The sequence below is a fragment of the Agromyces sp. Root81 genome, assembly GCF_001429165.1.
GTDB lineage: Bacteria > Actinomycetota > Actinomycetes > Actinomycetales > Microbacteriaceae > Agromyces.
The window spans coordinates 858,932-871,453 of record NZ_LMIR01000002.1 but is presented as its reverse complement, the minus strand read 5'-3'; the positions used below and the strand labels follow the sequence as shown (position 1 = coordinate 871,453).

The 12,522-nt window shown below is 70.8% G+C and carries 13 protein-coding genes; 7 read left to right on the top strand and 6 right to left on the bottom strand.

Annotation, left to right across the window (positions count from 1 at the left end; all coding sequences use genetic code 11):
- Positions 1-113 precede the first annotated feature (113 nt).
- Positions 114-2,522 (top strand): excinuclease ABC subunit UvrA, encoded by a 2,409-nt coding sequence (locus ASE14_RS09120; RefSeq protein ID WP_082600395.1) that lies wholly within the window; start codon positions 114-116, stop codon positions 2,520-2,522.
- Between the two features lie 178 nt (positions 2,523-2,700).
- Positions 2,701-3,501, top strand: coding sequence for an SDR family oxidoreductase (locus tag ASE14_RS09115; protein ID WP_056653790.1), 801 nt, complete (start codon positions 2,701-2,703; stop codon positions 3,499-3,501).
- 90 nt (positions 3,502-3,591) lie between these two features.
- On the opposite strand, the gene ASE14_RS09110 is transcribed toward ASE14_RS09115, so the two are convergent.
- Genes ASE14_RS09110 through ASE14_RS09100 form a run of 3 tightly spaced genes read right to left on the bottom strand, consistent with a single transcriptional unit; the run spans position 3,592 to position 5,952 of the window.
- Positions 3,592-4,356: a DivIVA domain-containing protein gene (locus tag ASE14_RS09110; protein ID WP_056653787.1), complete on the bottom strand. Its 765-nt coding sequence runs from the start codon at positions 4,354-4,356 to the stop codon at positions 3,592-3,594.
- On the bottom strand, positions 4,353-5,543 hold the full coding sequence (locus ASE14_RS09105) for a globin domain-containing protein (protein ID WP_056653784.1): 1,191 nt from the start codon (positions 5,541-5,543) through the stop codon (positions 4,353-4,355). Before ASE14_RS09105 ends, ASE14_RS09110 begins: the two co-directional genes overlap by 4 nt.
- Positions 5,544-5,547: 4 nt before the next feature.
- Positions 5,548-5,952, bottom strand: coding sequence for a group 1 truncated hemoglobin (locus tag ASE14_RS09100; RefSeq protein WP_056653781.1), 405 nt, complete (start codon positions 5,950-5,952; stop codon positions 5,548-5,550).
- A gap of 166 nt (positions 5,953-6,118) precedes the next feature.
- Here ASE14_RS09100 and ASE14_RS09095 point away from each other — a divergent pair, with 166 nt between their 5' ends.
- Complete coding sequence (locus ASE14_RS09095; protein ID WP_157372901.1) at positions 6,119-6,352, top strand: hypothetical protein; 234 nt, start codon at positions 6,119-6,121, stop codon at positions 6,350-6,352.
- Positions 6,353-6,374: 22 nt separating this feature from the next.
- Here ASE14_RS09095 and ASE14_RS09090 read toward each other — a convergent pair whose 3' ends face one another.
- Together ASE14_RS09090 and ASE14_RS09085 are read right to left on the bottom strand one after the other, a co-directional pair.
- A complete protein-coding gene (locus tag ASE14_RS09090; RefSeq protein ID WP_056653776.1) occupies positions 6,375-7,070 on the bottom strand; it encodes an alpha/beta family hydrolase in 696 nt (231 codons plus the stop codon).
- 28 nt (positions 7,071-7,098) lie between these two features.
- Positions 7,099-8,148: a DUF2207 domain-containing protein gene (locus ASE14_RS09085; protein WP_056653774.1), complete on the bottom strand. Its 1,050-nt coding sequence runs from the start codon at positions 8,146-8,148 to the stop codon at positions 7,099-7,101.
- A 115-nt stretch (positions 8,149-8,263) separates the two neighbouring features.
- Between ASE14_RS09085 and ASE14_RS09080 the strand changes: the two genes are divergently transcribed.
- The gene (locus ASE14_RS09080) at positions 8,264-8,485 is read left to right on the top strand and encodes a hypothetical protein (RefSeq protein WP_157372900.1); all 222 of its coding nucleotides are present in this window, start codon (positions 8,264-8,266) and stop codon (positions 8,483-8,485) included.
- Here ASE14_RS09080 and ASE14_RS09075 read toward each other — a convergent pair.
- Positions 8,482-9,150, bottom strand: coding sequence for a TetR/AcrR family transcriptional regulator (locus tag ASE14_RS09075; protein WP_082600391.1), 669 nt, complete (start codon positions 9,148-9,150; stop codon positions 8,482-8,484). The two genes, ASE14_RS09080 and ASE14_RS09075, sit on opposite strands and share 4 nt — an antisense overlap.
- Positions 9,151-9,293: 143 nt before the next feature.
- On the opposite strand from ASE14_RS09075, the gene ASE14_RS09070 reads away from it, so the two are divergent.
- The 3 genes from ASE14_RS09070 to ASE14_RS09060 all read left to right on the top strand — a co-directional run bounded on the left by ASE14_RS09070 (position 9,294) and on the right by ASE14_RS09060 (position 12,501).
- Complete coding sequence (locus tag ASE14_RS09070; protein ID WP_056653765.1) at positions 9,294-10,730, top strand: MFS transporter; 1,437 nt, start codon at positions 9,294-9,296, stop codon at positions 10,728-10,730.
- 62 nt (positions 10,731-10,792) lie between these two features.
- The gene (locus tag ASE14_RS09065; RefSeq protein ID WP_056653762.1) at positions 10,793-11,572 is read left to right on the top strand and encodes a tyrosine-protein phosphatase; all 780 of its coding nucleotides are present in this window, start codon (positions 10,793-10,795) and stop codon (positions 11,570-11,572) included.
- On the top strand, positions 11,569-12,501 hold the full coding sequence (locus ASE14_RS09060) for a phosphodiesterase (RefSeq protein WP_056653759.1): 933 nt from the start codon (positions 11,569-11,571) through the stop codon (positions 12,499-12,501). Before ASE14_RS09065 ends, ASE14_RS09060 begins: the two co-directional genes overlap by 4 nt.
- The last annotated feature ends 21 nt before the right edge of the window (positions 12,502-12,522 follow it).

Below are 12,522 nucleotides of genomic sequence, written 5' to 3'. Positions count from 1 at the left end.
AGTCGCGTCGCGCGGGGCATCCGTCGGCCGAGGCATCCGCTCTGCCGGATGTCGGTTCCGCGTGTCAGAATCGTGAGTCGCGGGCGCGCGCCCGCGACGAGGGGAGCAGCCGAATGACCGCGACCGACGAGACCGTCACCGACCCGACCGCCACGGGGGAGACCGCCACCAGCCGACACATCGCCGATGGGCACGACCTCATCCAGGTGCGCGGGGCGCGCGAGAACAACCTGAAGGACGTCTCGCTCGACATCCCGAAGCGCCGGCTCTCGGTGTTCACCGGCGTCTCGGGCTCCGGCAAGTCGAGCCTCGTGTTCGGCACGATCGCGGCCGAGTCGCAGCGGCTCATCAACGAGACCTACCCGTCCTTCGTGCAGTCGTTCATGGGCTCGCCGTCCCGGCCCGACGTCGACACCCTGCGCAACGTCTCGGCGGCGATCCTCGTCGACCAGGAGCGCATGGGCGCGAACTCCCGGTCGACCGTCGGCACGGTGACCGATGCGCACGCGATGCTGCGCATCCTGTTCTCCCGGCTCGGCGACCCGCACATCGGCTCGTCGAACGCGTTCTCGTTCAACGTGCCGTCCGTGTCGGGCAGTCGCGCCGTGACGATCGACAAGGGCGCCGACAGCAAGAAGCTCGAAGACAGCTTCACGATGCTCGGCGGCATGTGCCCGCGCTGCGAGGGCATGGGGCAGGTCAACGACATCGACGTCGACCAGCTCGTCGACCGTGACAAGTCCCTCGCCGAGGGTGCCATCACGATCCCCGGCTACACCGCCGACGGCTGGTCCGTGCGCATCTACGCGGAGTCCGGCTTCCTCGACCCCGCGAAGAAGATCCGCGACTACTCCGACGAGGAGTTCGCCGACCTGCTCTACAAGGAGCCGGTCAAGGTCAAGGTCTCCGGCATCAACATGACCTACGAGGGTCTCGTGCCGAAGGTGCAGAAGAGCATGCTCTCGAAGGATCGCGACGCGATGCAGCCGCACATCCGCGCCTTCGTCGATCGCGCGGTCGCGTTCACAACATGCCCCGAATGCGGCGGCACCCGCCTCAGCCGGGCCGCCCTGTCGTCGAGGATCGACGGCATCAACATCGCGGATGCCGCGGCGATGCAGGTCTCCGACCTCGCCGAGTGGCTGGCCGGGGTGACCGATCCGTCGGTCGCGCCGCTCATCGCCAACCTGCGGGCGCTCGCCGACTCGTTCGTCGACATCGGCCTCGGCTACCTCAGCCTCGATCGGGCATCGGGAACGCTCTCCGGCGGCGAGGCGCAGCGGGTCAAGATGATCCGCCACCTCGGCTCGGCGCTCACCGACATCACCTACGTCTTCGACGAACCGAGTGTCGGCCTGCACCCGCACGACATCCAGCGCATGAACGAGCTGCTCGTGAACCTGCGCGACAAGGGCAACACCGTGCTCGTCGTCGAGCACAAGCCCGAGGTCATCGAGATCGCCGACCACATCGTCGACCTCGGTCCGGGCGCCGGCACGGCGGGCGGCACCGTCTGCTTCACCGGCACCGTCGAAGAACTGCGCTCCTCGGGCACGATCACCGGCAGGCATCTCGACGACCGGGCGCGACTGCGTGACGAAGTGCGGCAGTCGTCGCGGTCGCTGCCGATCCGGGATGCCCGCCAGCACAACCTGAAGGGTGTCGACGTCGACGTACCGCTCGGCGTGCTCACGGTCGTCACGGGTGTCGCCGGGTCGGGCAAGTCCTCGCTCATCCACGGCAACCTCGCGAACCTCGACGAGGTCGTCGTGGTCGACCAGTCGGCGATCCGCGGATCGAGCCGATCGAATCCGGCGACCTACACCGGGCTCCTCGACACGATCCGCACGGCGTTCGCGAAGGCCAACGGGGTCAAGCCCGCGCTGTTCAGTGCGAACTCGGCCGGCGCGTGTCCCACCTGCAAGGGCCTCGGCCGAGTGTTCACCGACCTCGGCCCGCTGTCGACCGTCTCGAGCGTGTGCGAGGAGTGCGGCGGCAAGCGATTCACCGCCGAGGTGCTCGAGTACACGCTGCGCGGCAAGAACATCAGCGAGGTGCTCGACCTGCCCGTCGACGACGCGCTCGCCTTCTTCGAGGAGAAGCCGGCGCGGGCGATCCTCACCCGGCTCTCCGATGTCGGGCTCGGCTATCTGGGCATCGGCCAGGCACTCAACACCCTCTCCGGCGGCGAACGCCAGCGGCTGAAGCTCGCGATCAAGATGGCCAAGAAGGGGTCGGTCTACATCCTCGACGAGCCCACGACCGGGCTGCACCTGGCCGATGTCGACAAGCTGCTCGGCCTGCTCGATCGCCTCGTCGAAGACGGCAACTCCGTCATCGTCATCGAGCACCACCAGGCCGTGATGGCGCACGCCGACTGGATCATCGACCTCGGCCCCGGAGCCGGCCACGACGGGGGACTCATCGTCTTCGAGGGCACCCCCAAGGCCCTCGTCGATGCTGCCGCGACGGATGCCGCGACGCTCACGGGCACGCACCTGCGCGCGTACGTCGGGGCCTGAGCCGGCGAGCCGCGGGTTGAGGAGGCCGCTCGCGGCCGTCTCGAAACCTCTCTTCGATCAGTGACCCGGCGCTCGAGCCCGGCGTCGGCCGCGGCATCCGCTCGCCGATTCACAGCCGGAAATCAGGTCGATCTGATCTTCGAGCGGGCGTGCCGTCGGCAGGCGTAACGTCGAAGACATGAGCAGAACGTATGTCATCACCGGAGCAGGATCAGGCATCGGAGCGGCCACCGCGGCGCTCCTCGCCGAGCGCGGCCACCGCGTCATCGGCGTCGACCTGAAGGGGGCCGACATCACCGCCGACCTCTCGAAGCCCGAGGGCCGAGCGGATGCCGCGGCAGCCGTCGTCGAGGCCTCCGGCGGGCAGATCGACGCCGTCATCGCGGCGGCCGGCATCTCCGCGCCGATCGCGCTGACCGTGGCCGTGAACTTCTTCGGCGTGACCGAGTTCCTCGACGCCCTCGCCCCGACGCTCGCGAAGGCGGATGCCCCGCGCATCGCCGTAGTGAGCTCGATGGCGAGCCTGCAGCCGAACTCGACCGCGCTCGTCGAGGCGCTGCTCGCGGGCGACGAGGCCAAGGCGCTCGAGCTCGGCGGGGCGCTCGCCGAGCAGGGGCCAGAGACCGGCTACCTCAACTACCCGTCGTCGAAGCGAGCGCTCAGCCGCTGGGTGCGCCGCGAGTCGATCGCACCGCGCTACGCGACTGCCGGCATTCCCGTGAACGCCGTCGCACCCGGCACGGTCGTCACGCCGATGACCGCGCCGCTGCTCGCGACCGAAGAGGGTCGGGCGATGGTCGACGCGGCCGTGCCGATGCCGCTCAACGGGCACTCCGACGCCCTCGTGATCGCCGAGCTGCTCGCCTGGCTCACGAGCGAGGAGAACACGCACGTCACCGGTCAGACGATCTACATCGACGGCGGCGCCGACGCCACGCTCCGCGGCGACGACATCTGGAGCTGGGCCGACCCGAGCTGAGTTCCGGGCTTGGGCCCGACGACCCGGGAGCCTCGCATCGCTCGTGCAGCGAGAGAGCGAGGATCGGGGTCGTCGGGCCGTCCGGCGGGATCACGGACTGACGTACGTCTGCCGCTGGATCGTCGGCTGCGGCGGCACCGCCGGGAGCCAATCCGGTTCCTCGTCGGGGAACTCGTCGTCGGGCGCCGCATGCACCGCCGACTCGGCCACCTCGGCCACCTCCGCCGCGTCGGGCAGCGGCAGCGTGCCGAGGCGATCGACCTGCTCGGTGAGCGCGTCGAGCACCGAGCGCAATTGGATCTGGGCGACCTGCGCGTAGGTGCGCACGTACTCGATCTCGGGCATCGACGGCAGCGGGATGCTCGCCGTCGTCGTCGCCGGCTCGGTCGGCGCGGCAGCTGCGGTCGCTGCGGTGCGCTCCTGTGCCTCGCGATACTGCGTGCGGGCGGTGAGCACGAGATCGCGGGCGTACTCCTCGGCGTCGGCGACCGCCTTGTCGGCGATCACCTGTGCCTGCGAGAGCAGACCGACGGCACCCAGCGTGACCTCGCGCTCGAGCTCGGCGGAGTCGGTGATGCGGAGCTTCGTGTTCTCTGCACGGAGTTCGGCGAGTTCGCGGCGGTCCTCGGCGTGTTCGCGGCGGTTCTCGGCGAGTGCCGCCCGGACCTCGCCGATCGTGCGTGCGAGGTCCGCCACGTACGCGTCCACTTCGGAGCGGTCGTACCCGCCGAGCGGGCGTGAGGCGAATTTCACGGTACCCGACTCGGGCAGACGCGAGACGGCGGCGACGAGGCCGCCTTCGGGTTCCGGCGGTCGAGGGATCGGGAGTTCGTCTTCGTCGTCCCAAGTGGTCATCGGGCACTTCCCATCGGTTCTTCCACGAGCGGCGACGGCTGCGGGTCACGCAGGCCGTCCTCATCGAGTGTGGCGAACAGTTCGAAACGGATGTCGGGTGATGGCACACCGAGCTCGCGCAGCCGGGAGGCGGTGTGGCGCACCATGGACGGCGACCCGCAGATCATCGCGAGGGCGCCGGGGGAGACGCCGGCCTCGACGACCGCGTCGCTCACGAACCCCTTGCGACCGGGGTAGCTCGGGTCGTCGGACACGACGGGCGTATAGCTGAACCATGGCCGACCGGTCAGGCTCTGCATCAGGCGGTTCTCGTACAGGTTCCACGGAACTCGAGCGCCGTGGAACAGGTGCACGCGCGGGGCGTCTCCGGTCGTCTGCCACTGCAGGTCGATGCGTTCCAGATGCGCACGGAGCGGGGCCAGGCCGGTTCCGCCGGCGACCATGACGAGGTCTCGACCGCGGTCGGCGTCGCCGAGCGTCAGCTCCTGCCCGACCGCTGAGCCCAGCCGCAGTACGTCACCGGCCTTCAGTCGCCGCACCACGGCGCCCGAGACCTGCCCGCCCGGCACCAGTTGCACGTGGAACTCGATCGTGCCGTCCTGCCGCGGCGCGTTGGCGGCGCTGAAGTAGCGCCACAAGCGAGGGGCGTACGGCGTCTCGACGGCGAACGACTGCCCGGGCTCGAACGGGAGGTCGGGTTCGGGGCGCACATGCACGATCGCGATGTCCATGCTGCGGCGCTCGACTGCGGTGACCTGACCCGCCCAGGAGGCCGGACTGCTCAGTTCCGACTCCTCGGCGGCCTGCACCATCGCGGTCGCGATGACGCCGTACGCACCGGCCCAGTCCTCGGCGAGCTCTGCGGTCCAGAGGTCGCCGAGGAAGTGCTGCAGCGTGGTGAGGAGGGAGAGGCCAACCGCGTCGTAGTGCTCGGCGATGACCTCGAACCTGCGGTGGTCACGGCCGAGCTGCCCGATGAACGCGGTCAGCTCGTCGAGTTGATCGACGTTGGACACGATGCGCCCGAGCGCGCCGACGAGTCGGTCGCGTTGGGTGGCCATCGCGACCGGGAACATCGCCCGGAGCTCGGGGTGCGTGTAGAAGAGGTGCGAGTAGAAGAAGAGCGGCACCTCGTCGCCGAGCGTCTCGGCCAGCGACCAGGTGTGCTTCAGCGCAGCGGTGTCCACGCCGTCAGTCTTGCGTCGCGCTGACCTCGACGATGTCGGGTTGGGTCGCGGCGACGGCGGTCACGGTGCGGTCGACGATCTCGGATGGAACACCGGCCTCGGTCAGCGCAGCGATCAGGTGTTCGGCGACGGCGCCGAACTCCTCCGCCGTGATGCCCATGTTCGCGTGGGCCGCACGCAGGTCGCGTCCCTCGTAGGCGACCGGCCCGCCCATGACCTGGGAGACGAGCGCGACCTGGTGTCGCTTGAGTCGGACCATCTCGATGCCCTCGAAGTGCTTCAGCAGTCGGTCGTCGCCGAGCACCAGCTCGTAGAACCGGTTGACGACGGCGGTGACCGCGGGTGCACCTCCGACGGCTGCGTAGTCGCTCTGGGCTTCGGGTTGGGTCTGCAGATCGAGGGAGTTCATTCGGGTGTCCGTTCGGTAGGGGGGTGTGAGGACGTCCCTTTCCTAGCAGAACGCACACCCTCAGATAAAGCCTTTGTTGCAATGTCGCGTCGGTTCGGAGCGGGCGTTCAGTCCCGTCTGGCACACTCCGTTCCTCGGCTTCGGCCACCGCGGATAGGCTGGCAGGGTGGAACTCGGTTTGGCCTTCGCCCTCGTATGGGCCGTGCTCGCGCTCGTCGCGGGCGCCGTGCTCATCGTCAATCGCCGCCGGCTCTCCGAGACGATCACGGCGGAGCGTCAGTCGACCGTGGCGCGCGCGGGAGCTCGTGGCCCGAGCTCCAACGTCTTCCTGATCGTCGGCCTGGCCTTCGTCGCGATGGGCCTGTTCATCATCGTCTGGTGGGCCTCGGCCGCCTTCTGATCCGCGCCGACCACGACCTCTGTTACTCGCCCGCCGGTGCGCGACCGCGCACGAACGTCGCGACCGGTGCCGCGAGCCCGGCGCCGATCTCGGCGGCCGGGCGCTTGGCGCCCTTCACCTCGAAGGAGTGGTTCGCGTCGGTGATCCACTCGAGCACGGCATTCGAGCCGACCCGGGCGACGACCTCGTCGAGCTGCTCATTCGGCTTCGCGAACGGGTCGTTGCGACCCTGCAGGAAGAGCATCGGCACGGTGATGCCGGGCAGGTGCTCGTCGCGCGGCTTCTCGGGCTTGCCCGGGGCGTGCAGTGGGTAGCCGAGGAAGACGAGGCCCGATGCGGGCATGCCCTCGGCGACGGCCATCGACGCCATGCGCCCGCCGAACGACTTGCCCGCCGCCCAGATCGGCTCGTCGGGGCGGCCCGCATCGGCGGCTCGTGCGGCCGCGGCATCCATCACCGCGCGCCAGGTCGCGATCGCGACCGGCGGCCGGTCGGGGAACCGGCGCCCGGCCTCGCGGTACGGGAAATTGAAGCGCAGGGTCGCGACGCCGTCATCGTCGAGTGCACGCGTGAAGCCCGTCATGAACGGATGCTCCATGCCGGCGCCCGCGCCATGGGCGACGACCATCGTGACCGTCGCGCCCGGCGGGCGGGCGTACACGGCGGAGACGGGCACGCCGTCGACGTCGACCGTGATGAAGTCCTCGGCGGTGGTCATGCCTCCATGCTGCCGCATCGCGGCACCGCTACAGGTTGAACAGCTCGAAGACCCCGCCGATGGCGTTGCCCGCGCCGTCGGCGAGGTCGCCGACTGCGGCGGTCAGTTCGACGACGCTGCCGGCGGCGTCGATCGCGACGGCGATGTCGACCGTGACCTCGGCGAGGTCGCCGAGCGTCTCGAGGTTCGACGGACCGAGCTCGGTGTGCTCGAGCTTCAGCTTCGCGATCCACTCGCGTTCGAGTCCGAAGAGCACCGCGTAGGGCAGCAGGCGTTCGTGCAGGTGGAAGCGCGTGACCGGGTCGGACGACTCGGGAGTCGCGGCATCCGTCGTGCGCAGTTCGGCGCCGCTCGGCGACTGCAGCACGCGCAGCCGGTCGGCTTCGGCGAGCTCGATGTACTGCTCGAGGCCGGCGAGGTGCTCGCGGCGGTCGTCGGCGGCGGGCAGGAATTTGCGCCACGACGACGGGGTCACGAAGATCGTGGCGATCGTCGCGGCGACGGCGATGAGCGTCGCGATGAGGGCGGGCCAATCGCCGTCGACGATCGTGACGACGAGGAACAGCGCCTCGACGAGCATGCCGAGGTAGGCGAAGACCGTGAGGGTGACGCCCGGCCAGGTCACGCGACGCTCGGCGACGAGCCCGTCGCGGGCGAGGGCGTGCTCGGTGTTCAGCAGCAGGCTCTTCAGGCGCCCGGCGAGCGCACGGCGGTCGGCCGAGAAGCGGCGCACGCGCGCGCCCGTGTGCTCGGGGCCGAAGAGCGCTTCGAGCAGCGCCGCCTCCTCGGCGGTGAGCACGGAGCCGGAGGCGAGTTCGACGCCGATGGGGTCGTGCTTGCCCGCGCCGGGCATGAGACGGATCTTGCGCTTCACGGCGAGGTCGATGAGGGCGGCGGATGCCGCGCGCCGGTCGGCATCGACGAGCAGGGCGTCGCGCAGCACCGTCGAATCGCGGTCGGGGGCGTACTGCACCACTCGCGGTTTCAGGCGCTGCGAGGCGACCGCGCGCGCGACCAGCCCGAGCCCCAGGATGAGGGACGCGGGAAGGATCGCGAAGACGAGCGCGGCGGTCAGCACGCGCCCAAGTCTAGGGATTCCGGGGTGTCGACCCGGTGAGGCGTGAACGCGTGGCCGTCGGCGACGCGCGCTCGCAGTGCCGGGGATGTCGGAGGCTCGGCGTACCGTGACAGCCATGACGAAGCAGATGCAGCACTCAGCACCGCACTTGGTGATCGACGAGCCGTGTCCGCGCTGCGACTCCCTCGCGGTGCGCGCGATCGTCTACGGTCCCCTCGACTTCGAGGTCGAGGCCGACGACGTCTCGGGCGCGCTCGCGCTCGACGAGGCCCCCATCTTCGACTGCCGCGAGTGCGGGTTCCAGTGGGGCGCCGCGGTGCGCGACCTGCTGAGCTAGCTGCTCGCGCTCCGCAGCACTCGATCCAGCGCCGCCGAGAGCGCGGCCGGGAGGTCGATCTCGTCGGGCGTGATCGCCCACTCGGCCCGAAGTCCGCGGTGCAGGGCGATGAGTTCGCGGGCGAGCTGACGCGCGTCAGTGCCCGATGAGAGCTGTCCGTCGTCGATGAACCGGGTGAGCGTGGCCGTGAGCGATGCCAGGGCGCTGCGCTGGTTCGCCACGTAGTGGTCGTGGAACGGATGCCCGGGCATCGCCATCTCACCGCTCAGTGCCGCCTGGAACCGCACGAGCTCCGGGTGCGCGAGGCTCGCGTCGACGGCGTGCCGGAAGCCGTCGAGCAGTTCGGCGAAGGTCGCCGGGGTGCTGGTGAAGGCCTCGACGAACGGTTCCTCGCGGGCGGCGATCACGGCGGCGAACAGCTCGGACTTCGTGTGGAAGTGGTACAGGAGCCCGGCGTCGGTGATGCCGGCGTCGGCGGCGATCGCCGCGAGCGACGCGCCCTGGTAGCCGTGGCGCGAGAAGTGGTCGACGGCGACGTCGATGACCATCGCTCGCCGTGCGGCACCGGCGCGGTTCGCGCGCATCGGCCGGGCGGTGGTCCCGGCGTCGCTCGGGCGGGGGAGCCGGGTCGACGTCGCAGGCTCGGAGGCATCCACAGGTGGCATGACTCCACTCTGCCCCAGCGCGAGTGCACTGCCCCGAGCGCTCGTCGCGCATTCACTGAGTGTTCACTCAGTTAATCGGCGGCGTTCGTGCGGAGGCGCTGGAGTGGCATCCGTCACCCCCCGAAGCCTCCGAGAGGACCACCATGGCCGAGCCGACCGCCACCCCCACCGCGGCGCCCGCCGCATTGCCGCAGCCCACCGAACCGGTGAGGACCCGCGTCATCTCCGCGATGACGCTCATCGAGTTCGTCGTCACCGGTGCGCTCATCGCGCCGCTCATCGTGCTGCTGTCGCTCAAGGTGATGGCGCTCGACCCCGCCATCGGCAAGGAGTTCGCCCTGTCGATCGTGACGGTCGTCGGTGCGCTCGCGACCCTCGTCGTGACCCCGGTGTTCGGCCACCTGAGCGACCGCACCGCCTCGCGCTTCGGCCGCCGTCGCCCCTGGATCGTCGCGGGCGTCATCGCGGGGGCCCCGGCGCTCGTGCTCGTGGCGACCGCCGGCGACCTCGTCACGCTCGCCATCGGGTGGGGCCTCGCGCAGCTCTCGTACGCCGCGACGCTCGCCGCGCTCTACGGCATGCTCTCCGACCGGGTGCCCGACCGGCAGCGCGCGAAGGCGTCGGGCATCTTCGGCGCCGGTGCGTTCGCCGGCATGGTCCCGGCGCTCGTCGTCGCCGGCGTGCTCAAGGACGACCTCGTGCTCGCCTTCACCGTGATGCCGGCCGTCGCCCTCGTCGTGACGCTTGCGACGGTGCCCTTCCTCGCCGATGCGCCGACGACGCGCGCACAGGTGGGTCCCGTGCACCTGCGCGGGGTGTTCGGCGCGCTCGTGTTCAACCCGGTGAAGATGCCGCAGTTCGCCTGGGTGTGGCTGCAGCGCTTCTCGATGCAGTTCGGCTACATGATCATGGGCACGTTCGGCCTCTTCTACCTGCTCAGCCGACTGCAGATGGACACGGATGCCGCGACGACGACCACCTCGATCGCCTCGCTCCTCGTGGCGTTCCTCAGCCTCGTGGCCGCGTTCACCGGCGGCTACCTCGCCTCCCGCAAGGGCGACTACACGCCGTTCGTGGTCATCGCGATCCTCATGCTCGCCGCGGCGTGCCTGCTGAAGGCGTTCACGGCGTCACTCGCGATGTTCTGGATCGGCAACGTGCTCGCGGGTTTCGCGCTCGGCACCTACTACGCCGTCGACCTCGCGCTCGTGATGCGCACCATCCCCGCCGCCGAGGCCGGTCGCTACCTCGGCGTGTTCAACATCGCCAAGACGCTGCCGCAGTCGCTCGCCCCGGCCGTCGCGCCGTTCTTCCTGCTCGTCGGCGGCAACGTCGACCCGCTCTCGGGCGGTGAGGGCAACTACCTCGCGCTGTACCTCGTCGCCGGCCTCGTGGTGCTCGCCTCGATGCTGCCGCTGCGTCGCATCACGGCGCTCCGGCCGGGCGTCGTCGTGCCGGGCGTCACGCCGATCCAGCTCCCCGACGCCGCGGTCGCGGCCGGTGCGGTGTCGGATGCCTCGCCCGAGCCGGTGCCCGTCGCGGCGCCGGTCCCCGTGACGGCGTCGACCACGGGCGCCTGACCCGTCCCCACCACGCACCCACGAATCCACGAACTCACGCACTCACGCACCGAGAGGAACCCATGTCCATCGAGACACCCGCCCGCACCGGCATCCCGAACCGCATCCCCGTGCCCGGCACGTTCAACTTCCGCGCCGTCGCGGCCGAGGTGCCGAACGGGCGGATCCGCCCGGGCCGCCTGCTCCGCTCCGACGCGATCGACCGCCTCGGCGACTCGGGGCGCGAGGCGCTCGCCACGCTCGGCGTGCGCCGGGTGCTCGACCTGCGCACGGCCGAGGAGGCCGCCGCGCAGCCCGACGACCTCGACGGCCTCGTGCTCGCCGACGGTTCGCCCGTCGAGCACGTCGCGCTGCCGATCATCGCCGGCTCGGTGACGCAGCTCGACCCGGCCTCGCTCGACCTCGCCTCGGTGTACCGGCACATGACCGACGAGGGCGGCGATGCGTTCGCTCGAGCCCTGCGCAGGATCGCCGACGCCGACGGCCCGGTGCTCGTGCACTGCACCGCGGGCAAGGACCGCACGGGCGTCGTCGTGGCGCTCGCGCTCGCGGTGGCCGGAGCCGACCTCGACGACATCGCCCGCGACTACGAGGCGAGCGAACAGCTGCTCGACGGACCGTGGAGCGAGGCGATGCTCGCGCGCGTGCGGGCCTACGGCATGCCCATCGGCGACGGGATCGTCGAACTCGTGACGAAGAGCCCGGCGCGGGTCATCCGCTCGCTGCTCGACGACCTCGCCGCCGAACACGGGTCGGTCGAGGGCTACCTCGACGCGATCGGCTTCGACGCCGCCGACCGCGGGCGACTCGCGGCGGCGCTCGTCGAGGAGGTCGCCCGATGAGCGGCGCGCAGCAGCCAGGGCGGCCCGGCACGCAGTTCCCACCGGCGGAGCAGCTCATCGTGCACCTCAGCGACACGCACCTCACCGCGCTCGCCGAACCGCTGCACGGCAGCGTCGACGCCGACGCGAACCTCGCCGAGGCGCTGGCGGGGCTCGTTCCCCTGCGTCCCGCGGCGCTCGTGATCACGGGCGACCTCGCCGACACCGGGGCAGCCGATGCGTACGAGCGACTGAAGGCCGCCGTCGAGCCCGCCGCCGCGGCGATGGGCGCCGAGGTGATCTGGGTCATGGGCAACCACGACACGAGGGAGCCGTTCCGCGAGGTACTGCTCGGCGAGGCCGGCACGGATGCCGCGGCGCTCGCCGCCCCGGTCGACCGCGTGCACGACGTCGACGGCCTTCGCATCGTGGTGCTCGACTCGACGGTGCCCGGCCACCACCACGGCGAGATCGCACCGGAGCAGCTCGAGTGGCTCCGCGGCGTGCTGGCCGAGCCTGCGCCGCGCGGCACCCTGCTCGCGCTGCACCACCCGCCGGTGCCGACGCCGCTCGGCCTCATGGCGCTCGTCGAGCTGCGCGACCAGGCGGCGCTCGCCGAGGTGCTCGCGGGCAGCGACGTGCGCGGCATCCTCGCCGGGCACCTGCACTACTCGACGTGGAGCACGTTCGCCGGCATCCCGGTGTCGGTGGCGTCGGCGACGTGTTACACGATGGACCTGCGTCAGCCGGGCCCCGGCGTGCGCGGCCAGGCCGGCGGGCAGTCGGTGAACCTCGTGCACGTGTACGGCGACCGCGTGGTGCACTCGATCGTGCCGCTCGGCGAATGGCCGACCGCGTACGAGGTCACCGCCGAGCAGCTGCAGTACTACATGTCGCTGTCGCCGGAGGAGCAACTCGCGCTCGCCGACGGTGCGACGCTGCCCGAGTAGCGGGCCCGCGGCCGGGTGCTC

Bases quoted from the DNA above. Each gene is read 5' to 3' on its own strand.
- ASE14_RS09070 (WP_056653765.1), top strand. From the start codon at position 9,294: ATGGCCGAGCCGACCGCCACCCCCACCGCGGCGCCCGCCGCATTGCCG.
- ASE14_RS09120 (WP_082600395.1), top strand. From the start codon at position 114: ATGACCGCGACCGACGAGACCGTCACCGACCCGACCGCCACGGGGGAG.
- ASE14_RS09090 (WP_056653776.1), bottom strand. From the start codon at position 7,070: ATGACCACCGCCGAGGACTTCATCACGGTCGACGTCGACGGCGTGCCC.
- ASE14_RS09060 (WP_056653759.1), top strand. From the start codon at position 11,569: ATGAGCGGCGCGCAGCAGCCAGGGCGGCCCGGCACGCAGTTCCCACCG.
- ASE14_RS09075 (WP_082600391.1), bottom strand. From the start codon at position 9,150: ATGCCACCTGTGGATGCCTCCGAGCCTGCGACGTCGACCCGGCTCCCC.
- ASE14_RS09110 (WP_056653787.1), bottom strand. From the start codon at position 4,356: ATGACCACTTGGGACGACGAAGACGAACTCCCGATCCCTCGACCGCCG.
- ASE14_RS09100 (WP_056653781.1), bottom strand. From the start codon at position 5,952: ATGAACTCCCTCGATCTGCAGACCCAACCCGAAGCCCAGAGCGACTAC.
- ASE14_RS09080 (WP_157372900.1), top strand. From the start codon at position 8,264: ATGACGAAGCAGATGCAGCACTCAGCACCGCACTTGGTGATCGACGAG.
- ASE14_RS09115 (WP_056653790.1), top strand. From the start codon at position 2,701: ATGAGCAGAACGTATGTCATCACCGGAGCAGGATCAGGCATCGGAGCG.
- ASE14_RS09065 (WP_056653762.1), top strand. From the start codon at position 10,793: ATGTCCATCGAGACACCCGCCCGCACCGGCATCCCGAACCGCATCCCC.